The organism is Luteimonas sp. MC1825 (assembly GCF_014764385.1).
Classification (GTDB): Bacteria; Pseudomonadota; Gammaproteobacteria; order Xanthomonadales; family Xanthomonadaceae; genus Luteimonas.
In genome coordinates this window covers 2,370,168-2,395,416 of the sequence record NZ_CP061714.1, presented here as the reverse complement: position 1 = coordinate 2,395,416, position 25,249 = coordinate 2,370,168, and the positions used below count along the sequence as shown (strand labels likewise).

22 protein-coding genes are annotated in these 25,249 nt (G+C 70.4%); 18 read left to right on the top strand and 4 right to left on the bottom strand.

Features of this window, described 5'->3' with window-relative positions:
• Window positions 1-10 precede the first annotated feature (10 nt).
• Window positions 11-253: a type B 50S ribosomal protein L31 gene (locus IDM46_RS11205; RefSeq protein ID WP_182824775.1), complete on the top strand. Its 243-nt coding sequence runs from the start codon at window positions 11-13 to the stop codon at window positions 251-253.
• A gap of 254 nt (window positions 254-507) precedes the next feature.
• Complete coding sequence (locus tag IDM46_RS11200) at window positions 508-1,773, top strand: citrate synthase (RefSeq protein WP_223878076.1); 1,266 nt, start codon at window positions 508-510, stop codon at window positions 1,771-1,773.
• A 98-nt stretch (window positions 1,774-1,871) separates the two neighbouring features.
• Here IDM46_RS11200 and IDM46_RS11195 read toward each other — a convergent pair whose 3' ends face one another.
• Both IDM46_RS11195 and IDM46_RS11190 read right to left on the bottom strand, forming a co-directional pair.
• Window positions 1,872-2,525 carry a hypothetical protein gene (locus IDM46_RS11195; protein WP_185115752.1) on the bottom strand — a complete coding sequence of 218 codons (654 nt, stop codon included), beginning with the start codon at window positions 2,523-2,525 and terminating at the stop codon, window positions 1,872-1,874.
• Between the two features lie 48 nt (window positions 2,526-2,573).
• Window positions 2,574-5,057 (bottom strand): penicillin-binding protein 1A, encoded by a 2,484-nt coding sequence (locus tag IDM46_RS11190; protein WP_185115751.1) that lies wholly within the window; start codon window positions 5,055-5,057, stop codon window positions 2,574-2,576.
• A gap of 232 nt (window positions 5,058-5,289) precedes the next feature.
• On the opposite strand from IDM46_RS11190, the gene IDM46_RS11185 reads away from it, so the two are divergent.
• From IDM46_RS11185 to IDM46_RS11110, 16 genes are all read left to right on the top strand, one after another.
• A complete protein-coding gene (locus tag IDM46_RS11185; protein ID WP_182824784.1) occupies window positions 5,290-6,348 on the top strand; it encodes a pilus assembly protein PilM in 1,059 nt (352 codons plus the stop codon).
• The gene (locus IDM46_RS11180) at window positions 6,348-7,073 is read left to right on the top strand and encodes a PilN domain-containing protein (protein WP_182824786.1); all 726 of its coding nucleotides are present in this window, start codon (window positions 6,348-6,350) and stop codon (window positions 7,071-7,073) included. The genes IDM46_RS11185 and IDM46_RS11180 overlap by 1 nt, the downstream gene beginning before the upstream one ends.
• Window positions 7,070-7,744 carry a type 4a pilus biogenesis protein PilO gene (gene pilO / locus IDM46_RS11175; RefSeq protein WP_182824788.1) on the top strand — a complete coding sequence of 225 codons (675 nt, stop codon included), beginning with the start codon at window positions 7,070-7,072 and terminating at the stop codon, window positions 7,742-7,744. Before IDM46_RS11180 ends, pilO begins: the two co-directional genes overlap by 4 nt.
• Before the next feature lies 1 nt (window position 7,745).
• Complete coding sequence (locus tag IDM46_RS11170) at window positions 7,746-8,285, top strand: pilus assembly protein PilP (protein ID WP_185115750.1); 540 nt, start codon at window positions 7,746-7,748, stop codon at window positions 8,283-8,285.
• A 14-nt stretch (window positions 8,286-8,299) separates the two neighbouring features.
• Window positions 8,300-10,258, top strand: a complete 1,959-nt coding sequence (gene pilQ, locus IDM46_RS11165) for a type IV pilus secretin PilQ (RefSeq protein WP_185115749.1) — start codon at window positions 8,300-8,302, stop codon at window positions 10,256-10,258.
• 142 nt (window positions 10,259-10,400) lie between these two features.
• Window positions 10,401-11,393, top strand: coding sequence for a MoxR family ATPase (locus IDM46_RS11160; protein ID WP_185115748.1), 993 nt, complete (start codon window positions 10,401-10,403; stop codon window positions 11,391-11,393).
• On the top strand, window positions 11,390-12,358 hold the full coding sequence (locus tag IDM46_RS11155) for a DUF58 domain-containing protein (RefSeq protein WP_223877963.1): 969 nt from the start codon (window positions 11,390-11,392) through the stop codon (window positions 12,356-12,358). The genes IDM46_RS11160 and IDM46_RS11155 overlap by 4 nt, the downstream gene beginning before the upstream one ends.
• Entirely contained in the window at window positions 12,358-12,813 is a 456-nt protein-coding gene (locus IDM46_RS11150) for a DUF4381 domain-containing protein (protein ID WP_185115747.1), read from the top strand. Before IDM46_RS11155 ends, IDM46_RS11150 begins: the two co-directional genes overlap by 1 nt.
• A gap of 50 nt (window positions 12,814-12,863) precedes the next feature.
• Complete coding sequence (locus IDM46_RS11145; RefSeq protein ID WP_223878075.1) at window positions 12,864-13,829, top strand: VWA domain-containing protein; 966 nt, start codon at window positions 12,864-12,866, stop codon at window positions 13,827-13,829.
• A complete protein-coding gene (locus IDM46_RS11140; RefSeq protein ID WP_185115745.1) occupies window positions 13,826-15,676 on the top strand; it encodes a VWA domain-containing protein in 1,851 nt (616 codons plus the stop codon). The genes IDM46_RS11145 and IDM46_RS11140 overlap by 4 nt, the downstream gene beginning before the upstream one ends.
• Before the next feature lie 4 nt (window positions 15,677-15,680).
• Window positions 15,681-17,345, top strand: a complete 1,665-nt coding sequence (locus IDM46_RS11135) for a BatD family protein (RefSeq protein ID WP_223877962.1) — start codon at window positions 15,681-15,683, stop codon at window positions 17,343-17,345.
• 61 nt (window positions 17,346-17,406) lie between these two features.
• On the top strand, window positions 17,407-18,735 hold the full coding sequence (locus IDM46_RS11130) for a dicarboxylate/amino acid:cation symporter (RefSeq protein WP_185115744.1): 1,329 nt from the start codon (window positions 17,407-17,409) through the stop codon (window positions 18,733-18,735).
• A gap of 95 nt (window positions 18,736-18,830) precedes the next feature.
• Entirely contained in the window at window positions 18,831-20,819 is a 1,989-nt protein-coding gene (gene tkt, locus IDM46_RS11125) for a transketolase (RefSeq protein WP_182824812.1), read from the top strand.
• Window positions 20,820-20,846: 27 nt separating this feature from the next.
• Window positions 20,847-21,950 (top strand): PLP-dependent cysteine synthase family protein, encoded by a 1,104-nt coding sequence (locus tag IDM46_RS11120; protein ID WP_185115743.1) that lies wholly within the window; start codon window positions 20,847-20,849, stop codon window positions 21,948-21,950.
• Window positions 21,951-22,200: 250 nt separating this feature from the next.
• Window positions 22,201-22,572: a BlaI/MecI/CopY family transcriptional regulator gene (locus IDM46_RS11115; protein ID WP_185115742.1), complete on the top strand. Its 372-nt coding sequence runs from the start codon at window positions 22,201-22,203 to the stop codon at window positions 22,570-22,572.
• Window positions 22,556-23,872, top strand: a complete 1,317-nt coding sequence (locus tag IDM46_RS11110; protein ID WP_185115741.1) for a TonB family protein — start codon at window positions 22,556-22,558, stop codon at window positions 23,870-23,872. Before IDM46_RS11115 ends, IDM46_RS11110 begins: the two co-directional genes overlap by 17 nt.
• Window positions 23,873-23,898: 26 nt before the next feature.
• On the opposite strand, the gene IDM46_RS11105 is transcribed toward IDM46_RS11110, so the two are convergent.
• The gene (locus IDM46_RS11105) at window positions 23,899-24,519 is read right to left on the bottom strand and encodes an ATP-binding cassette domain-containing protein (RefSeq protein WP_185115740.1); all 621 of its coding nucleotides are present in this window, start codon (window positions 24,517-24,519) and stop codon (window positions 23,899-23,901) included.
• A gap of 25 nt (window positions 24,520-24,544) precedes the next feature.
• Window positions 24,545-25,249: a molybdate ABC transporter permease subunit gene (modB, locus tag IDM46_RS11100; RefSeq protein ID WP_182824822.1), complete on the bottom strand. Its 705-nt coding sequence runs from the start codon at window positions 25,247-25,249 to the stop codon at window positions 24,545-24,547.

The following is a 25,249-nucleotide window of genomic DNA, read 5'->3' as shown; positions in this document are numbered from 1 at the left end:
GGTACCCGTCATGAAGGCCGACATCCATCCTGCTTACCGCGACGTCGTTTTCCAGGACGTGACCTCGGATTTCAAGATCCTCACGCGTTCCACCCTTTCCAGCAAGGAGACGGTGAAGTGGGAAGACGGCAACGAGTATCCGCTGATCAAGATCGAAGTCTCGTCGGCTTCGCATCCGTTCTACACGGGCCAGAACAAGCTCATGGACACCAGCGGCCGCGTCGACAAGTTCCGCAAGCGCTACTCCAAGTAAGCGCCCGGCACCACGCGCCCGAGCCGACGGCCGCCCACTGGGCGGCCGTTTTCGTTTGAGCCGCCGCGTTCCATCGTTGCGGCCGCTGGCGTATCCGTCGCGGCCGGGGCCTATGCGATAATTGCCCGATCGCGCACGCGCGCGACCCCGCCTCATCCGACCCGCCCCCGATGCGCGGGTCCACGCGATACGAAAGGAGTGCGTCTGTGTCCGCCACCCCGTCCAACGTCGGCTCGAACGCCGGCACCGTTGCAGTGCAGGCCGCCGGCAAGTCGGTCGAACTGCCGATCCTCAAGCCTACGCTCGGCAACGACTGCGTCGACATCGGCAGGCTGCCGAAGGAAACCGGCCTCTTCACCTACGATCCCGGTTTCACCGCCACCGCCAGCTGCAAGTCGGCGATCACCTACATCGACGGCGACGAGGGCGTGCTGCTGTATCGCGGCTACCCGATCGACCAGCTGGCAAAGCATTCCTCGTTCCTCGAGGTCGCCTACCTGCTGCTGAACGGCGAGCTGCCCGACGCCGCGCAGATGGGTGCGTTCGACCATGACGTCGCCCACCACACCATGCTGCACGAGGCGTTCAAGAACTTCCTCGGTGGCTTCCGCCACGACGCCCACCCGATGGCGATGCTGGTCGGCATGATCGGTTCGATGGCGAGTTTCTACCACAACGATCTCGACTACGACGACCCGGAAGAGCGCCGCATGGCGGCGATCCGCATGATCGCCAAGGTGCCGACCATCGCCGCCGCCTGCTACCGGCATTCAATGGGCTGGCCGCTTCGGTTCCCGCGCAACAACCTGCCCTACGTCGATCGCTTCCTGCACATGATGTTCGAGGTGCCGAGCGAGCCGCTGGTGCTCAACCCGGTCGCCGCGAAGGCGCTGGACCTGTTGTTCATCCTGCACGCCGACCATGAGCAGAACGCGTCGACCTCGACGGTGCGCCTGGTGGGTTCCACCGGTGCCAACCCCTACGCGTGCATCGCCTCGGGCGTCGCCGCGCTGTGGGGCCCGGCGCATGGCGGCGCCAACGAGGCGGTGCTGAAGATGCTGGCCGAGATCGGCACGGCGAAGAACGTGCAGTCGGCGATCGACCGTGCCAAGGACAAGGAATCCGGCTTCCGCCTCATGGGCTTTGGCCACCGCGTGTACAAGAACTTCGACCCGCGCGCCAAGATCATCCGGGAGATGTGCCACAAGGTGCTGGAGGAACTCGGCATCGACGACCCGCTGCTCGAGGTCGCGATGCGGCTCGAGGAGGCGGCGCTCAAGGACGACTACTTCGTGCAGCGCAAGCTCTACCCGAACGTCGATTTCTACAGCGGCATCATCTACAAGGCGCTGAAGATCCCGACCGAGATGTTCACGGTGATGTTCGCCATCGCGCGCACCGCCGGCTGGATGGCACACTGGCTCGAGCAGCAGACCGATCCGGAGTTCAAGATCGGCCGCCCGCGGCAGATCTATACCGGTTCCGGTGTGCGCGATTACCCGGCCGCCGACAAGCGCTGACGCCACATCAGGCCGCGCGATGCACAACGCCCCGCAATGCGGGGCGTTTTTCTTCTGGTGAGGCCTGCCGCGATGTTCGTCGCCCAGCAGGTACCGGGTCAGCGCGCGTCGGAAACTGGCCCATGCGCCTCGTCACCTTCAGCCAGCAGCCTGCGTAGTTGGTTGGCCGATGCGCGCGGCATCGGTTTTTCGTCCACCGCCGACAACGGCGCCTGGCGCAGGGCCGCGGCGGGCAGGACCGTGAGCTCGATGACGGTGTCGCCGGCGCTGAACAGCCACGCCGGGAACTCGCCGACGCGCGCGCGGTCCAGGCGCACCCGGCGGCTGTGCGATTCCGCGGGGATGCCGGCATCGCCGAGGAAGCGCGGCACGGCATCGGCGTCGTCGCAGTAGAGGTGGAGCGTCACGGGTGCGTGCGGGCCCGCCGTGCCTTCGAGCACCGGACCCACCAGGCGCGCATCGAAGGCAGCGAAGAATTCGAGCGCCTGCAGGGCGGCCTCGCGGCGCACCTGCAACTGGCCGGCGTGCGTGTCACCGAGGAACAGCCGCTGGTACTCGCGCAGCGCGTCCTCGATCTCGTGGTTGCGGGGCAGCGACGCGTCGTCGTGGATGCCGAGCCGCTCGGCGGCCTTGCGCTTGGCGTGGTGGAAGTCGCGGATCCCGCCTTCGGCGATCAACCGCGCCGCCTCGTGGGCGAGGCGGTGGCGGAGCTCACGGCTTCGGGTTCCTGCGTGCTGTCTGGCTCTGTGCATGCGGGCGCTCCATCCGGAGAAGGCCACCACAGACTACCGGATGACGCCTCAGAAGATGTCGAACGCTTCCTCGGTCGGGACCTCGTCGGCCACGTCCTCGTACGTCGACTCCATGCGCTCGAGGTCCTCGGCTTTCACCCACTCGACCAGGCCGCCATCGGAGGTGGTCGGCAGCAGCCGCCCGCTCGCGCTGACCGCAACCTTGACCATGCCGTCCGGTGGCTCGTTGGCCGCGATGGGCATGCCGTCCAGCGCAACGCGCATGAAGTCGATCCAGATCGGCAGCGCCGACTTGCCCCCGTATTCGCGGTAGCCGAGCGAGCGGTTGTCGTCGCGACCGACCCAGACCACCGTGGCCAGGTTGCCGCCGAAGCCGGAGAACCATGCGTCGCGGTGGTCGTTGGTGGAGCCGGTCTTGCCGCCGACGTCCTCGCGGCCAAGCACCTTGGCCGCGGTGCCGGTGCCGCGTTGCACGACGTCGCGCATCATCGACACCAGCTGGTACGCGACGCGCGCGTCGATGGCGCGCGGCGCCACGAGCCTGTCGGGGCCGGCGACCGGGGCCGCGGGTTCGGGCGTGGTGGCGGCAGGTGCGGCGGCGGTTGCCGGCTGGCTCGGGCCGAGGTTGAAGCCATCGACCACGTTCGCGGTCGCGACCGTCGTCCCGTCGGCGCCGCAGCTGCGGCACGCGACTGCCGGGTTCTCCTTGAAGACCACCTTGCCGTCGCGGTCCTTGACCTCGTCGATGAACCAGGGCGTGACGCGGAAGCCGCCGTTGGCGAACACCGCGTAACCGCGCGTGATGTCGAGCGGCGTCAATGACGGCGTGCCCAGCGCGATCGACAGGTTGGGCGGCAGCTCGGACTCGTCGAACCCCATGTGGCTGATGTAGCGGCGCGCGTAGTCGACGCCGATGGCGTCAAGCAGGCGCACCGACACCAGGTTGCGCGAACGCACCAGCGCTTCGCGCAGCCGCATCGGGCCGGCGAACTTGCCGTCGTCGTTCTGCGGGCGCCAGTCCTGGCCGCGGCGCATGCGGAACACCACCGGCGCGTCGACCACCACCGAGGCCGGGTTGAAGCCGCGCTCGAAGGCCGCGGCATAGATGAAGGGCTTGAAGCTCGAGCCCGGCTGGCGGCGCGCCTGGGTGGCGCGGTTGAACTTCTGGCCGGCGAAGCTGAAGCCACCGACCAGCGCGCGCAAGGCGCCATTGTCGGGCTCCAGCGACACCAGCGTGGATTGCGCGCGTGGCACCTGGTCGAGCTGCCACGTCGGCTTCGCCGCCGGGTCCGGGGCGGCTCCGTCCTTGCCCTTGGGCTCGATGCGGCGCACGCGGGTCACGTCGCCGCGCTTGAGCAGGGCCCCCGGATTGCGGCCGGTCCAGCGGCTGCTGGCGGCGTCGAGGGTCACCGTGGTGCCGTCGGTCAGCGCCACGTCGGCGGTACCGTCGCCGGCGCGCAGGACGATCGCCGGCAGCAGTCCGGACTGCGCAGGGATGCCGCGAAGGCGGGCGCCCGCGGTTGCCGCGTCCTCGTCGGCCGCGAGGTCGAAGGCCTGCTCGATCTTCGACCAGCCGTGGCGATGGTCGTATGCGGACAGGCCGCTGCGCACCGCGACATCGGCGGCCAGCTGCATCGTCGGATCGATCGTGGTGGTGACGTGGTAGCCGCGGGTCAGCACGTCGCCGCCATAGCGGGCGATCATCTCCTGGCGCACCATTTCGGCGACATACGGCGCGTACACCTCGACCGGGCGTTCGTGCGGGGTGGCGTGCATGGCCACCGCCTGCGCCGCGGTCGCTTCCGCCAGGCTGATGAAGCCCAGCTCATGCATGCGCTGCAGCACGTAGTCGCGGCGGATGCGCGCGCGCTCTGGGTTGGTGACGGGGTTGCCGCTGGACGGGAACTTGGGGATCGCGGCCAGCGTGGCCAGTTCGTCCAGGTCGAGCTGGTCGAGCTTCTTGCCGTAATAGAACTCGGCCGCGGCGGCGATGCCATAGGCGCGATTGCCGAAGAAGCTCTTGTTGAGGTAGAGCTCGAAGATCTCGTCCTTCGACAGCTCGCGCTCCATCTTCATCGCCAGCAGCATCTCCGACAGCTTGCGCGTGTAGCTGTACTCCGAGCTCAGGAAGAACTGGCGGGCCACCTGCTGGGTGATGGTGGACCCACCCGGCACGCGCTTGTCGTCGGTCGTCGCCAGCAGCCAGATCGCGCGGCTGACACCGCGGTAATCCACGCCGTGGTGCTCGTAGAAGCGGTTGTCCTCGATCGCGATGAACGCCTGCTTCAAGCGTTCCGGCACTTCGGCGATGTCCACCGGGTAGCGCCGCGTCTCGCCGAACAGCGCCATCAGGCGGCCGTCGCGCGCGTAGACATACAGCGGCTCCTGCAGCTCGACGTTGCGCAGGCTCTCCACGTCGGGCAATCGCGAGGACACGACGTAGTACAGTGTGCCCGCTGCGAGCAGGCCGATGACGAAGAAGCCGGCGAACAAGATCAACAGCCAGCGCAGCAGGCGACGGAAGCGGGGCATCGATGGGGTCCTGGGGCCCGGGAGCCGGACCGTTGTGAAGCGCGCAGTATATAGAGAGGGGACTGCGGGCTGATCCTGCCCGGGCACAAGTGCCGCACAGGGTCAGTACGTGACACAGCGCGCAATGCGGGAGGTCGCCGCATGCTGCTTGTTGCCATTCGGTGAAAACTCCGTTATCTAATGCGTCGGGGCACGAAGCGCACGTAAGCGCCCGTGACATGGGGAGAAAAGCGTGGGGCTGATCACAAAAAGCCAGGCACCGCTGGTCGGGGTCGACATCAGTTCGACTGCGGTCAAGCTGTTGCAGCTGTCGCGTTCGGGCGACCGATACCGGGTCGAGCACTACGCGGTTGAACCGCTGCCGCCCAATGCTGTCGTCGAGAAGAACATCGTCGAGGTCGAGGCTGTCGGCGAAGCCATCCGCCGCGCCATGACGCGGTCCGGCAGCAAGGCGAAGCACGCCGCGGCCGCGGTCGCCGGCTCGGCGGTGATCACCAAGGTGATCCCGATGCCGGCCGACCTCGACGAGGACGACCTCGAATCGCAGGTCGAACTCGAGGCGGTCAACTACATTCCGTATCCGATCGAGGAAGTGAACCTCGACTTCGAAGTGCTGGGTGCCATGCCAGGCAACGCCGAGATGGTGCAGGTGCTGCTGGCGGCGTCGCGTTCGGAGAACGTGGAGATGCGCGCGTCCGCGCTGGAGCTCGGCGGCCTCACCGCCAGGGTCATGGACGTCGAGGCCTTCGCGATCGAGAACGCCTTCGCGCTGCTCGCCAATACGCTCAACGTGCCGCGCGACGGCATCGTGGCGCTGGTCGACATCGGCGCCACCATGACCACGCTCAACATCCTCCGCAACGGCCGCAGTCTCTACACGCGCGAGCAGGTCTTCGGCGGCAAGCAGTTGACCGACGAGGTCATGCGCCGCTACGGCCTGTCCTACGAGGAAGCCGGCCTGGCCAAGCGCCAGGGCGGGCTGCCGGAAAGCTACGAGATCGAGGTGCTGGAGCCGTTCAAGGAAGCGCTGGTCCAGCAGATCAGCCGCCTGCTGCAGTTCTTCTACGCCGGCAGCGAGTTCAACCGTGTCGACCAGGTGGTGCTGGCCGGTGGCTGCGCCTCGATCGGCGGCGTGGCCGAGATGGTCGAGGAGCAGCTCGGCGTGCAGACCGTCATCGCCAACCCGCTGGCGCAGATGACCCTGGGGTCCCGCGTCCAGGCGCATGCTCTCGCGCAGGATGCCCCGGCGCTGATGATCGCCTGCGGCCTGGCCATGAGGAGCTTCGACTGATGGCGCGCATCAACCTCCTTCCGTGGCGCGCCGAGCGCCGCAAGCAGCGCCAGAAAGAGTTCGGCGTGATGCTGGCCTTCGCGGCGCTCGCCGGCGTGGTGCTGTGGTTCATGGTCAACAGCTATTACAACGCGCAGATCGACGGTCAGAACGCGCGCAACGCGTTCCTGCAGGAGCAGATCACGCAGGTCGAGACCAGCATCACCGAAATCGACGAACTCGACCGCCAGAAGGCGCGATTGCTGGCCCGCAAGGACGTCATCGAACAGTTGCAGGCCAACCGCTCGCAGATGGTCCACCTGTTCGACTCGCTGGTGCGCACGATCCCCGACGGCGTGGTGCTCACCGGCATCAAGCAGGAGGGCGAGAAGCTGTCGCTCGAGGGCCGTTCGCAGTCCAACGCGCGCGTCAGCACCTACATGCGCAACCTCGAGGGTTCCGGCTGGATGACCAAGCCCGACCTGTCGATCATCGAGGCACGTGACGGCGTCGCCGGCCTGCCATATGCCTTCAACCTGGCGGTGCAGCTGGCCAATCCCAACGCGCCGAAGGACGAGGACGGCGACGGCATTCCCGATGCCGTGCCGCCGGTGGACGCCGCGCCGGCCGCCGATGTCGCGCCTGCTGCCGCCGCACCCGCCGACACAGCCACGCCGCCACCGGCCGATGCCGCCGAAACGGCGCCCGCCGCCGCCCCGGCCGCTGAACAAGGAGCCGCGTCGTGAGCAAGCGCAAGATGTCGCTCAAGGAACTCGACTTCAACAACACCGGCTCCTGGCCGCGCGAATACAAGATCGCGTTCTGCGTGCTGCTTGGGCTGCTGATCTTTGGCCTGCTGTGGTGGGTGCTGACCCGCGACAAGGGCGACCAGCTGAAGGCGCTGGAGGCCACCGAGTCCGGCCTGCGCGCCGATTTCGAGACCAAGCAGGGCCGCGCCGCCAACCTCGAGCCGCTCAAGCTGCAGTTGGCGGAAATGGAGCAGCAGCTGCAGCAGATGCTGCGCCAGCTGCCCAGCCGCACCGAGATGCCCGACCTGATCGTCGACATCTCGCAGACGGCGCTGGCCACGGGCATCACCAGCGAGCTGTTCCAGCCGGGTCCGGAGTCGCCGAAGGAGTTCTACGCGGAGAAGCCGATCGCGCTGCGCATGCTCGGCAGCTACCACCAGTTCGGCGCCTTCGTCAGCGGCGTGGCCTCGCTGCCGCGCGTGGTCATCATGACGATGCACGACATCCAGCTGCGGCCCAAGGGCGGCGGCGACGGCAAGGTCGTCGGCATCCGGCCGAACTCCGCGCTGGAGCTTGCCGGCACGGTGAAGACCTACCGCTATCTGGATGACGAGGAGGCGGCCGAGCAGGAAAAGGTCGCCGCCGATGCCGCAAAGGGGAGCCCCTGACATGGGCACGATTGCCAACGCCAGCCGCGGGTTCGCGTACCTGGCCGTCCTCGTCGCGCTCGCCGGGTGCGGGCGGGGGATCACCAGCGAGCCGGGCACGGCGCCGAACCTCGAGGAGTGGGTCGCCAATGTCCGCGCCCGGCCGGCACCGCCGCTGGATCCGTTGCCGGTGATGCAGCAGTTCGAGAGTTTCGAGTACGCCGCGCAGGGCCTGCGCGACCCGTTCAGCGACGCGTTCGCGAACGAGGGCAACGGCAGCGGGCCGCGCCCGGACTCCAACCGCCGCAAGCAGACGCTCGAGCAGTTTCCGCTCGACAGCCTCGACATGGTGGGATCGCTCGGCGCGGGCAGCAGCCTGACCGCGCTGGTGATGGCACCGGACAAGGTCACGTACCGGGTCGGTCCTGGCGTGTACCTGGGCCAGAACGATGGCCGCGTGACCAGCGTCCAGGAAGATCGCATCGAACTCGTCGAACTCGTGCCTGACGGTGCGGGTGGCTGGCTTGAACGGCCGGCATCGATCGCGCTCGAAGACAATTGATTAGGGGAAGCCAGATGACCTTCACCAACGCGCCACGCCGTTCGCCGATCTCGCGCGCCATGCCCCTCAAGGCTGGTGCCTGCGGTCTCCTCGCCGGCCTCCTCGCGGCATTCAGTGCCGTCCACGCCGCTCCGTCACCGGGTGTCCCGGTCGCGAGCTTTGCGCAGGTCACGCCTGCGGTCGCGATCGACCCCGCCAAGCAGGTCCCGGCGGCGGTGGCGATCACCGGCATCGACTTCAAGCGCGGTGAGGGCGGCTCCGGCAAGCTGATCCTGAAGTTCAGCGGGGACGGCGCCGCGCCCGACCTGCGTACCCAGGGCGGCACGGTGATCCTGGACGTCGGCAACGCCGAGCTGCCGGTCGCACTGCAGCGACCGCTCAACGTCGCCGACTTCGCCACTCCGGTGCAGCGCATCAACGCCAACCAGGGGCCCAAGGGCACGCAGATCGTGCTGAGCACGGAAGGCGCCTTCGAGCCGCTCGCCTACCAGACCGGCCGCGACTACATCGTCGAGATCGTGCCGCGCGCGGCCAACGCCAGCCGCGCGGTGGGCGCCAGCACCGCGGCGGCTGTCGCCACCACGGCCCAGGCGTCGGCCCGACCGGGAACGGAGACACGCAGCTACGGTGGCCGCCCGGTCACGTTCAACTTCCAGGACGTGCCGGTGCGCACGGTGCTGCAGCTGATCGCCGAGCTGTCGGACCTCAACATCGTCGCCAGTGACAGCGTCACCGGCAACGTCACCCTGCGACTGATCAACGTGCCGTGGGACCAGGCGCTGGACATCGTCCTGCAGGCCAAGTCGCTCGACAAGCGCCGCAGCGGCAACGTGGTGTGGGTCGCCCCGCAGTCCGAGATCGCCAAGTTCGAGCAGGACATCGCCAATGCGCGCCTGGCGCTCGAAGAGCGCGCGGAGATGAGCACGGAGTACATCCCGATCTCCTACGGCAGCGCCGAGGACATTGCCAAGCTGCTCACCGATGAGAGCAAGAACAGCCAGGGTGGTGGCGGTGGCCAGGGGGCGTCTTCCAGCCGCGGCTTCCTGTCGTCGCGCGGAAGCCTGAGCTTTGACAGGCGCACCAACACGCTGCTGGTGATCGACATTCCGCAGCGCGTCGAAGAGATCAAGCGCCTCGTGGCCACGCTCGACAAGCCGGTCGACCAGGTGGTGATCGAGTCACGCATCGTGATCGCCAACGAGTCGTTCGCGCGCGACCTCGGTGCGCGGTTTGGCGTCCGCGGCACCAAGGACCGCCTGATCACTTCTGGCTCGCTTGACAGCAACACCGAGCTGATCAACTCCACGCTCGAGTCGATCCGTGACCCGGATGGCGATCTGCCAACTTGGGGCCCCTTGGGGCAGGCACTCAACAGCGATTTCAACATCAACAGCCTGAACCCTGCTTCGATCGCGTTCACCATCCTCGGCAACACCATCGACTGGGACTTCGAACTCCAGGCGCTGCAGGAAGAGCAGCGTGGCGAAGTGGTGTCCAATCCGCGCGTGGTCACCAGCAACCAGCGCGAGGCAATCATCCGCCAGGGTCGCGAGGTCGGTTACTTGACCGTCACCGGCGGGCAGAGCAACAACGTGCCCACCGTCCAGTTCAAGGAAGCGCTGCTGGAGCTGAAGGTCACGCCGACCATCACCGCCGACGGGCGGGTGTTCCTGAACCTCGCGGTCAAGAAGGACGAGATTCAGGACTTCACGACCATCGCGGGCTTCGGCTCGGTGCCCAACCTCGCCAAGCGCGAAGTGACGACGGCGGTGCTGATCGAAGACGGCCAGACCGTCGTCATCGGTGGCGTGTACGAGTTCAGCGATCGCAATTCGATCTCGAAGGTGCCGTTCCTGGGCGACCTGCCGATCCTGGGCAACCTGTTCAAGACCAAGAGCCGCAGCAAGTCCAAGGCCGAGCTGCTGATCTTCGTGACCCCGCGCGTGCTGCGCGTGGCGCCACGCCCGTACTGAGCGGCGATTCCAGACGCGTCAACGACGGGGCCTTCGGGCCCCGTCGGCGTTTCAGTGGGGGGGCGTGTCCACGCTTGAACCAAGTCGGGCCGGAGTGGTCAAACTGCACCCTGGCGCAGCCCGCGCCGTCCCCCGGTCGCCCATGGACACGCCCAACGACGAGATCCCCCGCCTGCATGGCGTCTTCACCGCCCTGCGCGATGCGCTCACGCACGAGATCATCGGCCAGGCGGCGCTGGTTGAACGCCTGCTGATCGCGCTCCTCGCCGATGGCCACCTGCTGGTCGAAGGCGCGCCGGGACTGGCCAAGACCAGCGCCATCCGAGCGCTGGCCGCGCGCATCGAGGCCGACTTCGCGCGCGTGCAGTTCACGCCCGACCTGCTCCCGGCGGACCTCACCGGTACCGAGGTGTGGCGACCGCAGGACGGCCGCTTCGAGTTCCAGCCCGGGCCGATCTTCCATTCGCTGCTGCTCGCCGACGAGGTCAACCGGGCGCCGGCCAAGGTGCAGTCGGCACTGCTCGAGGCGATGGGCGAGCGCCAGGTCACCGTGGGCCGGCAGACCTATGCGCTGCCGCCGCTGTTCCTGGTGATGGCCACGCAGAATCCGATCGAACAGGAGGGCACGTTCCCGCTGCCGGAAGCGCAGCTCGACCGGTTCCTGATGCACGTGCGCGTCGGCTATCCGGAAGTGCAGGCGGAGGCGGGCATCCTGCGCCTGGCGCGCGAACGCGCCCGCGCGACGCTGCAGCACGTGGCCCCCACGACGGGCCGCATACCCGCCGATGACATCTTCGCCGCCCGCAATGCCGTGCTCGACCTGCACATGGCGCCTGCGCTGGAGCGCTATCTGATCGAGCTGGTGCTCGCCTCGCGCAGCGCGGAGCGCTACGACGCGGCGCTGGCGCGGCGCATCGCCTGGGGCGCGAGCCCGCGCGGTTCGATCGCGCTGGAACGCTGTGCGCGTGCGCATGCCTGGCTGGCGGGGCGTGATTTCGTGACCCCCGACGACGTGCGCGCGGTCGCGCCCGACGTGCTGCGCCACCGCGTGCTGCCCAGCTACGAGGCGACGGCCGAGGGCTGGGACGGTGAGCGCCTGGTGCAGGAACTGCTGCAGCACGTGCCGCTGCCGTGAGCAACCAGGCCGCCACCGCAACCGGAGGCGATGGCATCACGCCGTCGTTGGCCGAGCTGATCGGCCTGCGCGGCATCGCGCAGGCGCGCGTCACCGCTCGGCGCGGCGCGGCCGGCGTGGCCGGTCCCGCGCCTTCGACGCTGCGCGGGCGCGGCATGGAATACGCCGAGTCGCGCGCCTACGCTGCAGGCGACGACGCCCGCCACATCGACTGGCGCCTGACCGCGCGCAGCGGCAAGCCGCATACCAAGCTGTTCCAGGCCGAACGCGAGCGGCTGACGCTGCTGGTCGCCGACACGTCGCCGGCGCTGTATTTCGGCACGCGGGTGCGCTTCAAGTCGGTGCAGGCGGCGCGCGCGGGGGCGTTGGCGGCGTGGCGCGCGGTGCGCGACGGCGATCGTGTGGCCGCGCTGCGCGGCAGCATGTCGGAACCTCCGGTGCCGCCCGCGTCCGGCCCGCGCGGCGCGCTGCGCGTCCTCGACGCGCTGGTGCGCTGGTATTCGACGCCACCACCGGATGACGCGGGGCTGGACGTCGCGCTCGACCACGCCCGGCGCCTGCTGCGTCCGGGCTCGCGACTGCTGGTGCTGGCCGATCCCGCCAGCGTGGCCGCCGTCCCGGAACAGCGCTGGCCTGCGCTCGCGGCGCACCACGAGGTGCTGGTGCTGCTGCTCACCGATCCGCTCGAGATGGAGCCGCCGCGCGGAATGCTCGCGTTCTCGGTGGCGTCGACGATCGCAGCGCAAGTCGGCGCCGCTGCGTCCGACAGCGCGCGCCGCGCCCGCATCGAGCTCGACCTCGGCAACAACGGCGAACGCGACCGCTGGCGCCTGGCCTTCGACGGCGGGGTCGAGCAGACCATCGCCACCCTGACCGGGCGCGGCGTGCGCGCCTTGCGCCTGTCCACCGCCGACGAAAGCGACGCCTGGCTGGCGTTGCCCGCCCGGGTGGCGAGGAGCGCGTGATGCAGGACGCACTGCCGCTGCGCGATATCCACCCCTCGTCCGCCCCCGCGTGGTGGCCGCCCGCACCCGGTTGGTGGATGGTCATGGCGGTCGTCGCACTGGCACTGCTCGCGCTCCTGGCCTGGCGCTGGCGGCGGATCCGTCGCCGCCGGCGTCACGAACAGGCGTTCGACCTGGCCGTGGCCGCCGCGGTCGGCCCGGCCCAGGAGATCGCAGCGATGTCAGAACTGTTGCGCCGCGCCGCACGCCTGCGTGACCCGGCCGCCGATCGCCTGCAGGGCGACGCCTGGCTCGCATTCCTCGATGCCGATGACGCCGCGCCGCGCTTCTCCGGCGATGACGCCGCGCTGCTGGTCGACGGCCCGTTCCGGCGCGATGCGGATCCGGTTGCCGTGGACACACTGCGACGCACTGCACGGGCGCGCTTTCTCGCATGGATGGAGGGTCGCAAGTGAACGCGCTGGCAAGCCTCTGGCCCGCGTTCGCCGGTTTCGACTGGCCGTGGATGCTGCTCGTGCTGCCGCTGCCCTGGCTCGTCCGCCGCCTGGTGCCGCCGCTGCCCGATGCCGGTCCGGCGCTGCGCGTGCCGTGGTCCGCGCGCGTGCGCGAGCTGGCCGGTGCTGCGACGCATGCGGGCGGAACCGGCACCCGCGTGCCCGCACTGGCCTGGCTGGGCTGGGCGCTGCTGTGCGTGGCCGCCGCGCGTCCAATGGCCTGGGGCGAGGCGGTGCAGCCGCCGGATGTGGGCCGCGAGCTGGTGCTCGCGGTCGACCTGTCGGCGAGCATGGGCGAGCGCGACATGCTGCTGGGTGGCGACGTTGTCGATCGCCTCACCGCCGCCAAGGCAGTGATCGCCGACTTCCTCGAGCGACGCCATGACGACCGCGTCGGCCTGCTGGTGTTCGGGCGCAGCGCCTATGCGCTGGCGCCGCCGACCACCGACCTCGCCAGCGTGCGCGAACAGCTCGCCGATACCGTGGTGGCGCTCGCCGGGCGCGAGACCGCCATCGGCGACGCCATCGGTCTGGGAGTGAAGCGCCTGCAGGCGCAGCGCGAAGGACAGCGCGTGCTGGTCCTGCTTACCGATGGGGTCAACACCGCCGGCATGCTCGACCCCCTGAAGGCCGCCGGCATCGCCGCCGACGAGGATGTGCGCATCCACACCATCGCCTTCGGGGGCGACGGTGAAGCGTTGTCGGTGTTCGGCTTTCGCCTGCCGTCCGGGGGCAACGAGATCGACGAGGCCACGCTGGTGCGGATCGCCGACATGACCGGGGGCCGCAGCTTTCGCGCCGCGGACACCGAGTCGTTGGCGCAGATCTACGCCGAGATCGACCAGCTGGAACCCATCGAACATCCGGGCGAGGCGCTGCGCCCGCGCCTGGAGCGCTACGTGTGGCCGCTGGCGGCCGCGTTGTGCTGCGGCCTGCTGGCCCTGCCGCTGGCGTGGCGGCGGAGGCGACCCGCGTGACGGCCCTGCTGTCACCGCTGCAGGCCGTGCAGTTCCTGCGCCCTGTGTGGCTGCTGGCACTGCTGCTGTTGCCACTGCTGGCATGGGCGTGGCGTGCGCGCCAGCGTCGGCGCAGCAGCTGGCGCACGGCCGTCGATCCGCACCTGCTGCCGCACCTGCTTGACGCGGGTGCGCGCGGCCGCGGCGCGTGGGGCGGGGGCTGGCTGGTGCTGGCCGGCTGCGCGCTGCTGGTGCTGGCGCTGGCCGGTCCGAGCTGGCGCAGCTCGGCGCAGCCGCTGCAGGCTGGCGGCGCGCCTCTGGTGATCGCCCTCGACCTCTCGAGCGCCACGCTGGCCAACGACCTGCCGCCGTCGCGGCTGCTGCAGGCGCGTGCGCGCATCGACGCACTGCTGCGCGCGCATGCCGGCGAGGTCGCGCTGGTGGCTTATGCGGACGACGCCTACACGATCGCGCCGATGACCCGCGATGCGGGCAACGTCGCGGTGTTCCTCGACGCGCTGGCACCGGATGTGATGCCGGTCGACGGCAGCAAGCCGGCGCGCGCCATCGCGCTGGCGCAGCGCCTGCTGGCGCAGTCCGGACACGCCCGCGGCGACATCCTGCTGCTGGCCGGCAGCGGCAGCCGCTCGGCGACATCCGCCGCGGCGGACGCGCGTGCCGCCGGCTATCGCGTATCCGTGCTCGGCATGGGCACCGCAGCCGGTGCGGCCTACCGCCGCCGCGACGGCGGCATCCACTCCGCGCGCCTGGACGTGGCTTCGTTGCGTGCGATCGCCGACGCCGGCGGGGGCCGTTACCACGCCTGGTCCGAGAGCGTGCCCGGCGTGCTGGCCGCGATCGGCGGCGGTGAGCACAGCGGCGATGCCGATCAGGCTGCAACACCGACGATTGGCGGCACCGGCACCGGCACCGGCGACGGCATGGCGCATGGGCCGCGCGACGCCGCACATGCCTTCGTGCGCGAGGACGGCGGCTTCTGGCTGCTGCCGCCCGCCATGCTGTTGCTGCTGCTCGCGTTCCGGCGCGGCGGCGTGTTCGTCGCGCTGCTGCTGTGCCTGGCGCTGCCGCCGCCACCACTGCTGGCGGCCGAGGACAGCGCCGGCGTCGAAGCCACTGTCTGGCGACGCGCGGACCAGGTCGCGCACGCGCGCAGCGCGGAGGCCGAAGCGGCATACCGTCGTGGCGACTACGAAGCCGCCGCGCGGGGATTCGCGCGCCTCCCCGGTGCGGACGCCGCCTACAACCGCGGCAACGCGCTGGCGCGCCTTGGCCGTTACGAGGATGCGCTCGCGGCCTACGATGCCGCGCTCAAGGCAGCGCCCGGCATGGCGGATGCGGCTGCAAACCGGGCGGCGGTGGAGGCTGCAATGCGCCGCAAGCCGCCACCGGGCGCCAAGGGCGACAGCCGCGGCGATGGCAAGGACACACCGGAACGCGGCAAGCCGCAGCCGGGCCAGGCGGGCGCCGGCCAGGGCGACGCCGATGATCCATCGGGGCAGGGCGCAGCGTCGCAAGAGCCGGCCGACAGCGCACCTGCGCGTCGCGACGGCGAGGCACCGCCGCCACCTTCGACCGGCACAGGCGAACAGCAGCGCAAGGCCGAGGCCGCCCAGCGCGAAGCCGATGCCGCGCAGCGCGAGGCCATGCAGCGCGCGCTCGAGGACGGGCGCCCCGCGACCTCCGGCGCCGACGCCAAGGGTGAACCCGAACAGGCGCGCGATGCCGGCGAAAGCGAGCAGGCGCAGGCCAACGCGGCGTGGCTGCAGCGTGTGCCCGACGACCCGGGTGGGTTGTTGCGCGCGCGCCTGCGCATCGAACACGAACGCCGCCGGGCGGAAGGAAAATGACCGCATGCACACGATGATCCGCGCGCGCTGGATGCTCGCCTTCCTGCTTGGCCTGCTGCCGGTGCTCGCACACGCCGAGGTGCGCGCGTGGCTCGACCGCGACCGCGTCGCGCTTGGCGAGACCGTCACCCTCAACATCGAGACCGACGGCGGCGGCCAGCCGGACTACGCGCCGCTGGCCGCCGACTTCGCGCTGAGCCAGCACGCCAGCAGGCAGCTGTTCGAACGCCGCGCCGGCCAACAGGTGTCGCGCATGCTGTTCGCCGTGGCGCTGGAACCGCAGCGCGCGGGCAGCCTGACCGTGCCGGCACTGCGCGTCGGCAGCGAACGCACCGTGCCGCTGGCGTTGTCGGTGGTGGCCGCTGCGGCCCCGGCGCGCGCGCGCGGCAACGTGTTCATCGAAGCCGAGGTCGATGCGCCCGCGCCGTACGTGCAGCAGGCGGTCGGCTACACCTTGCGCCTGTACTACGCCACGCAGCTGATTTCCGGCCAGCTCGACCTGCCACCGCCGGAGGGCGCTTCGCTGCAGCGCGTGGGCAGCGACGTGCAGTACAACCGCGATATCGGTGGCCGCCGCTACACCGTGGTCGAGCGCCGCTACCTGCTGCTGCCCGAGCGCAGCGGCGCACTGGTGCTGCCCGGCGCGCGCTTCGAAGGGCGCGGTGTCGGCAACCTGTTCGACGACATCTTCAGCGACGGCCAGCGCGCGCTGTCGGCGCGCGGCCCGGACATCACCCTCGATGTCCGCGCCATGCCGGCCACGGCGCCGCGGCCGTGGCTGCCGCTGCGTGCGCTGTCGATGCGCTGGGTGGATCCGCCACGCACCGCGCGCGTGGGCGATGCCACCACGGTCGAACTCGAGATCGTCGCCGACGGTGCGATGGCCGCACAGCTGGCGGCGCCTACCGTGGATGCCGACCAGGGCGCGCAGGTGTTCGCCGAGCCCGCGCAGGTGGATGAAACCGTGCGCGACGGCCGCCCGCACGTGCGCCTGCTGCGACGCTTCTCGGTGCTGCCCGCGCGCGACGGGCGCATGCGCGTGGTCGCCCCGACCATCGCCTGGTGGGACGTCGCATCCGGCCAGGCACGCGAAGCAGTGCTGCCCGACCTCACGCTCGACGTGGCGCCCGCGCCGGGCGCGCGCGCCGATGCGGACGGCGCAGCCGTCGCCGCCGCTCCGGCGCCGGGCGACGGCGACCCCTGGGTGCGCGTGCCGGGCGTCCAGGGCGAAGTGCGCGCCTGGGCCCTGGCCACGGTCGCGTTCGCGCTGCTGTGGCTGGTCACGCTGGGCTGGGCGCTGCAGCAGCGGCAGCGGGCGGCCGGCGTTGCGACGGACGCGTCGACGCGCGTTGCGGCAACCGCCGGGCACACGCCGTCCGCCACGCCGCGCGCCCTGCGCCGGGCACTCGACACCGGCGATCTCGGTGACGTGGCACATGCCCTGTGCGCGTTCGCCACGCCGCCGGCCGCGGACCTCGACGCACTTGCCGACCGCATCGAACCCGGTCCGCAACGCGCCGCCATCGCGCTGCTTCAGCAGGCGCGCTGGGGCGGCGGCGATGCCGCAAGTGCACGCACGGCGGTGCGAGCCGCATTCGCCGCCGGCGCGCGCTGGCAGACGGCATCGACGCCGGCCGATGCCGACTTGCCGCCGCTGTATCCCTCGTGATCCGGGCGTGCCGGGCGCGCTTTGTTAAGCTCGGACGGTCCAGCCACTCCGGAACCACCGCATGACCGAGTCGAACGCGCCTGCCAGGCAACGCATGCCGCTGCACTGGAAGATCGCCATCGGCTTTGTCGCCGGCCTGGGCGCCGGCCTCGTCGCCCACTACGGTTTCGGCGCCGACGCCGGCTGGGTGCAGGCGTTCACGCGCTACGTCACGCAGCCGTTCTCCACGCTGTTCCTCAGCCTGATCTTCATGATGATCGTGCCGTTGCTGTTCTCGGCGCTGGTGGTGGGCGTGTCGGAGATGGGCGACATCCGTTCGCTGGGTCGCATCGGCTGGCGCACGCTGGCCTGCACCGTGCTGCTGTCCGGCATCGCCGTAGTGCTCGGCCTGGTGATGGTCAACCTGTTCCGCCCCGGCGACGGCGTCGACCCGGAACTCGCGCAGCGCCTGCTCAGCGAGGGCGCCGAGCGGGCCGCTGCGATCGTGCGCGACAGCAGCGAGCAGCCCACCGGCGTGCAGATGCTGCTCGACATCGTGCCGCAGAACATCGTTGACGCGGCCTCCAGCAATGCCAGCATCCTGGCGCTGATGTTCTTCGCGCTGATGTTCGGCATCGGTATCGTCATGAGCCCCGACAGCCCCGCGATCCGCACGCTGCGACGCGGCATCGAGGGCATCTTCGAAGTCTCGATGACGCTGATCGGCCTGGTCATCCGGCTCGCGCCCTATGCGGTGTTCTGCTTCATGTTCAACCTCGCCGCGCTGTTCGGCTGGGACCTGCTGTTGCGCCTGGGCGCCTACGTGCTGGTGGTCGTGGGCGCGCTGGCCATCCACATGCTGGTGGTCTATTCGCTGGCGCTGAAGTTCGTCGGTGGCTATTCGCCGCTGCGCTTCTTCAAGGGCGTGCAGGAAGCGATGCTGATGGCCTTCAGCACCGCGTCCAGCAACGCGACGCTGCCGACCGCGCTGCACGTGGCCGATACCCAGCTCAAGCTGCCCAGGGCGGTGTCGCGCTTCGTGCTGACCATCGGCGCCACCGCCAACCAGAACGGCACCGCGCTGTTCGAAGGCGTGACCGTGATCTTCCTGGCGCAGTTCTTCGGCGTCGAGCTCGGCATCGGCCAGCAGGTGGTGGTGATGCTGGTGTGCATCCTCGGCGGCATCGGCACCGCGGGCGTGCCATCCGGCTCGCTGCCGGTGGTGGCGCTGATCTGCGCCATGGTCGGCGTGCCACCGGAAGGCATCGGCCTAGTGCTGGGCGTCAACCATTTCCTCGACATGTGCCGCACCACGGTGAATGTCACCGGCGACCTCGGCATCGCGGCGATGGTGGCGCGCGACATCGAGGACGTGCCTGGCGCGCCCGTGCTGGACGACGCCGCGGCCTGAACGGCGGGCCTGCGCCACAGTCCGGGCAGCGCGTCCGGGACACCGGTCGGCGGGGGTGGGACAATGGCGGCTTCGCCCGCCGCCGCCCCCGAGACATGACCAGCCCCAGCCGACGCGACCTTGCCAACGCCATCCGCTTCCTCGCCGCCGACGCCGTGCAGGCGGCCAACTCCGGCCATCCCGGCATGCCCATGGGCATGGCCGACATCGCCGAGGTGCTCTGGAACGACTACCTGAGCCACAACCCGGGCAACCCGAAGTGGTTCAACCGCGACCGTTTCGTGCTGTCCAACGGCCACGGCTCGATGCTGCTGTATTCGCTGTTGCACCTCTCGGGCTACGACCTGCCGATCGAGGAGCTGCGCAACTTCCGGCAGATGGGCCACCGCACTCCGGGCCATCCCGAAAACTTCGTCACCGACGGCGTCGAGACCACTACCGGGCCGCTGGGCCAGGGCTTCGCCAACGCGGTCGGTTTCGCGCTTGCCGAGAAGCTGCTCGCGCAGCGCTTCAACCGCCCCGAGTACGCCGTGGTCGACCACCGCACCTGGGTGTTCATGGGCGACGGCTGCCTGATGGAGGGCATCTCGCACGAGGCCGCGTCGCTGGCCGGCACCTGGGGCCTCGGCAAGCTGGTCGCGTTCTGGGACGACAACCACATCTCGATCGACGGCGACACCGCCGGCTGGTTCACCGACGACACCCCGGCGCGCTTCGAGGCCTACGGCTGGCGCGTGATCCGCGACGTCGACGGCCATGACGCCAAGGCGGTCAAGGACGCGATCGAGCTGGCCATGCGCCACGACGACCGCCCGGTGCTCATCTGCTGCCGCACCACGATCGGCTTCGGCTCGCCGGCCAAGGCCGGCAAGGAGTCCTCGCACGGCGCGCCGCTCGGCAAGGACGAGCTCGACGCCACGCGCAAGGCGCTGGGCTGGGAGCACGCGCCGTTCGATGTGCCGCAGGCCATCCAGGACGGTTGGCGCGCCACCGGCGCGGGCCTTGCGCGCGAGGCGCAGTGGAACACGATGTTCGACGCCTACGCCGAGCGCCATCCGGAGCTCGCCGCGGAGCTGGTGCGCCGTTCGCACGCGGAACTCCCGGAGGGCTTCGCCGCCGCGGCCGATGCCTACATCGCCAAGCTGCAGGCGGACGGCCCCACCGTCGCTTCGCGCAAGGCCTCGCAGATGGCGATCGAAGCCTTCGCGCCGCTGCTGCCCGAGCTGGTCGGCGGTTCGGCCGACCTGGCCGGCTCCAACCTGACCCTGTGGAGCGGCAGCAAGTCCGTCACCAGCGACGCGCCCGATGCCAACTACGTCTATTACGGCGTGCGCGAGTTCGCGATGACCGCGATCAGCAACGGCCTCGCCGTGCATGGCGGCTTCATCCCCTACGACGCCACGTTCCTGGTGTTCAGCGACTACGCCCGCAATGCGGTGCGCATGAGCGCGCTGATGGGCGCGCATGCGATCCACGTCTACACGCACGATTCCATCGGCCTTGGCGAGGACGGTCCCACGCACCAGCCGGTCGAGCACCTGGCCAGCCTGCGCCTGATTCCCGGCAACGATGTCTGGCGTCCGTGTGATGCGGTGGAGTCGGCGGTGTCGTGGCGTGCCGCCATCGAACGCCAGGACGGCCCCAGCTGCCTGGTGTTCTCGCGCCAGAACCTCGCCCACCAGGCGCGCGATGCCGCGCAGGTCGCCGCCATCGCGCGCGGCGGCTACGTGCTGCGCGACTCGGTCGGCGCACCGGAGCTGATCCTCATCGCCACCGGCTCCGAAGTCGGCCTGGCGATGGACGCCGCCGAGCGCCTGGGCGACGGCGTGCGCGTGGTGTCGATGCCGTCGACCGACGTGTTCGATCGCCAGGACGCCGCGTACCGCGAAGCCGTGCTGCCGCGCGCCTGCCGCAAGCGCGTCGCGGTCGAGGCTGGCGTGACCGACATCTGGCGCAAGTACGTGGGCCTGGACGGCGCGGTGGTCGGCATCGACCGTTTCGGCGCCAGCGCACCGGCCGAGGTGCTGTTTCCGCACTTCGGCTTCACCGTCGACAAGGTGGTCGAAGCGGCGCGCGCGCTGTAGCGCCGCCGGCCACGGCCTGGAGTTGCCATGCCCCAGCGTGACTGGGTGGCGCGTGCCATCCACATCATCGAAGCCGACTTCAACCGTTCGGCCGACACCCACCTGATCCCGCTGGACGTGCCCGGCTATCCGGGCATCGACGTGTACCTGAAGGACGAGTCGAGCCATCCCACCGGCAGCCTCAAGCACCGGCTGGCGCGCTCGCTGTTCCTGTACGCGCTGGCCAACGGCTGGCTGCGCGAAGGGCGGCCGGTGGTGGAGGCGTCGAGCGGATCGACCGCGGTGTCGGAAGCGTACTTCGCGCGGCTGCTGGGCCTGCCGTTCATTGCGGTGATCCCGGCGTCGACCTCGCCGGAAAAGATCGCCGCGATCGAATTCCATGGCGGCCGCTGCCACCTGGTGCAGACCGCCTGCGCATTGGATTCCGAATCGCAACGCGTGGCGGCCGAGACCGGCGGCCACTTCATGGACCAGTTCACCTACGCCGAGCGCGCCACCGACTGGCGCGCCAACAACAACATCGCCGAATCGATCTTCCGGCAGATGGCCGAGGAGCGGCACCCGGTGCCGGAGTGGATCGTGTGCAGCCCGGGCACCGGCGGCACCGCCGCCACCCTGGGGCGCTACGTGCGCTACCGCCGCCATGCCACGCGCGTGCTGTGCGCGGATCCGCAGGAGTCCGTGTTCCACGACGCCTACCGCGCGGCACTGGCGGGGCAGCCCTGGCGCGACTTCACCCATCCCTGCGGCTCGCGCGTGGAAGGCATCGGCCGGCCGCGCGTGGAAGCGAGCTTCATTCCCGGCTGCATCGACGCCATGGTCAAGGTGCCCGACGCGCTGGCGCTGGCGGCGATGCGCCATGTCAGCGCCACGCTCGGCCGTCGCGTCGGCGGCTCCACCGGCACCAACTTCGTCGGCGTGCTGCACGCGGCGCGGCGCATGCGCGAGGCCGGGCAGGGCGGCTCGATCGTCACCATCCTCTGCGACAGCGGGGATCGCTACGCGCACAGTTACTACGCGCCTGAGTGGTACGCGGCCAACAGGATCGACACCGAAGCCGCGGACGCGGTCATCACTTCGGCGGTGGCCGGCGGCCACATCGACGGCCTGGATCCTTTCGGCGACGCCTGACCTCGCCCGCCCGATCCTGCAGGCGGGGCTGCGGGCGCGACCGTTGTGTCAGCAGAAGATTTTCTCTCGCGAAGGCGCGAAGGCGCGAAGTTCTTTCCGGGGTGGGTTTGCTTCGCGCCTTCGCGCCTTCGCGAGAGATCGCTTTGCCTTGGTCGCGGCCCTGACTGGTCGCGTGAGGGGCATGCACAGCGCTTGACAGCGGGATCGTTTACGCATGTAATCGAGCCTTGGGTTTACAGGTGTAATCGACATGTCGATCAGTGATGCCGAAGCGGTGGTGATGGACGTGCTCTGGCGGCAGCAGCCGCTGGCGGCCGAGGACGTGGTGGCGCGGCTGGCCGCCAGCTCGGAGTGGGCGGAACCCACCATCAAGACCCTGCTCAACCGCCTGCTGAAGAAGGGCGCGGTGCGTGCCGAGCGCGACGGCCGGCGTTACCTGTATTCCCCGGTGCTGACCCGCGAGGCCTGGGTGGCGCAGCAGAGCGAAGGCGTGCTGGATCGCCTCTTCGGCGGGCGCGTCGCGCCGCTGGTGGCGCATTTCAGCGAACGCGGCAAGCTCAGCCCGGCCGACATCGCCGAGCTCCGCCGCCTGATCGAAGGCCTTGATGATGATCGCCGCTGAGACGCTGCTGCGCTGGCTGGTGGACGGCAGCCTCGCGGCGAGCGTGGCGCTGCTGCTGGTGCTTGCGCTGCGGCTTCCGCTGCGTCGCGCGTTCGGCGCGCGCGTGGCCTACGCAGCGTGGGCGCTGGTGCCGTTGGCGCTGTTCGCCGCCGCATTGCCGCGGCCCGGTCCCGGCCAGATCCTCGCGCCGACCCTCCTGGCGCTGCATCCCGGCGTGCTGGTGGTGGCGGCCACCGACGCGGCGCGCACCGCGTCGGTGGCCGGCGACGGTCCGCTGCTGCTGGTGGCGGCCTGGCTGCTCGGTGGCATGCTTGTCGCGTTGCGTTTCGGTGCACAACAGCGACGCTACGTCGCGGCGCTCGGCCACCTCGCGCAGGGCGCGGACGGCAGCTGGCGCGGCATCGGCGTCGAGGCGCCGGCGGTGGTGGGCGCGCTGCGGCCACGCATCGTGCTGCCCGTCGATTTCGAAGCCCGGCACGCCGCCGACGAGGCAGCGCTGGTGGTCGCGCACGAGCGTGCCCATCTCGCGCGCGGCGACACCCGCGCCAACCTGCTGGCGGTGGCCTTGCGCTGCCTGCACTGGTTCAACCCGCTCCTGCACCTGGCCGCGCGCGGATTCCGCCTCGACCAGGAGCTCGCCTGCGATGCCACCGTGCTCGCGCGCCATCCCCATGCGCGTCGCCGCTACGCGGACGCGATGTTGAACGTGCAACTGGCCGTCCCTGGACTGCCGGTCGGTTGCCATTGGCAGTCCAGCCAATTCCTCAAGGAGCGCATCCTCATGTTGAAACAACCGCAACCCGGCGCTGTCCGCCGCCGCACCGGCGCCGTGGCCCTGGGCGTCGTGCTCGCCGCCTGCAGTTACGCCGCCTGGGCGGTCCGCCCGGCCGCTGCACCGCCAGAAGCTCCCCTGCCACCGGTGCTCGCAGCGCCTGCGCCTCCGGCACCGCCCGCACCACCCGCACCTTCAAGTGCTCCGCTGCCGCCAAGCCCGTCAACGGCACCGTCGCCCCCGGCAGTGCCGGCGCCGCCCGCACCACCCGCGGCGCCGGTCACGCCCGCGCCGGCTTATCCAGCCGAGGCCCTCGCCGCGGGACAGGGCGGGCGGGTCGTGTTGAAGTTGCGGGTCGGCACCGACGGCAGCGTCATTGACGCGGTGGTGGAGCAGTCGACGCCGCAAGGCGTGTTCGACGCGGCAACGCTCCAGGCCGCGCGCAACTGGCGCTTCGATCCCGCGCAGTCCGACGGCAAGCCGGTCGAACGCTGGATCCGTGTTCCGGTCGACTTCGCGCCGGACTGACCCGCGCGGGAGGGGCCCCGCGGAATTCAGTCGAGGACATGCACCGCGCTGGTCATCCGCCGCACCTCGTCGGCAGCGTGGCTGACATGGACCATCGGCAGCCGCACCTCGTCGCGGACGCGCTGCAGCCACGGGATCAGCTCTTCGCGGCGCGCCAGGTCGAGCGCCGACAACGGCTCGTCGAGCAGCAGGATCGCCGGCTGCGAGAGCAGGGCGCGGCCGATGGCCACGCGCTGCGCCTCGCCGCCGGACAGGTTGCCGGTGCGGCGCGCCAGCAGTGCCTCGATGCCGAGCAGGGCGACGACGTCCTCGAGCCCGAAGCGCGCCGTGTCGCCGCGCCGCGCATGGCGGCCATACAGCAGGTTGCCGCGGACGTCGAGGTGCGGGAACAGCCGCGCATCCTGGAACACGTAGCCGACATGCCGCCGGTGTGGCGGCAGGTCGAGGCCGCGCGCGGCGTCGAACAGCACGCGGCCATCGACGGCGATGCGTCCCGACACCGGGCGCACCAGGCCTGCGATCGCATTGAGCACCGTGGTCTTGCCGGCACCGGATGGCCCGGTCAGGGCCACCACGCGCGCGTCGTCCTCGATGCGAACGTGGCGCGCGAAGCGGCCGCGCCGCAGCTCGACGTCCAGGCTCAGCATTGGCACGCCTCCGGACCCGGCGGGTTCATGCTTCGTCCCAGGCATCGCGGCGCCCGTGCTGGCGGCGCACCAGCCATTCCGACGCCAGCAGTGCCAGCAGCGAGATCGCCACCGCCACCGCTGCCAGGCGCCAGATACCCGTTTCGCCACCTGGCACCTGCATCAATCCGTAGATCGCCGTCGACAGCGTCTGCGTCTCCCCCGGGATGCTGGACACGAAGGTGATGGTGGCGCCGAACTCGCCCAGCGCCTTGGCGAAGCCGAGCACCGCGCCGGCCACGAGCCCGGGCCACGCCAGTGGCAGCGTGACCGTGGCGAACACGCGCCAGGGGTTGGCGCCAAGCGTCGCCGCGGCCTGCTCGAGGCGGCGGTCGACGTTTTCGATGGACAGGCGGATCGCGCGCACCATCAGTGGAAAGCCCATGATCGCGCTGGCCAGCGCGGCGCCGGTCCAGCGGAACGCGACGCCGATGCCGAACTGCTCGGCCAGGAATCCCCCGATCGCGCCCTGGCTGCCGAACAGCACCAGCAGCGCATAGCCCACCACCACCGGCGGCAGCACCAGCGGCAGGTGCACCAGCGCATCCAGCAGCGCCTTGCCCGGGAAGCGGCCGCGCGCCAGCAGCCAGGCGACCGCGACTCCGGCCGGCAGGCTCGCCAGCGCCGCGGTGCAGGCCACTTTCAGGCTCAGCGCGATGACGGTGAGTTCGGCGGCGGTGAAGAGAGGCAT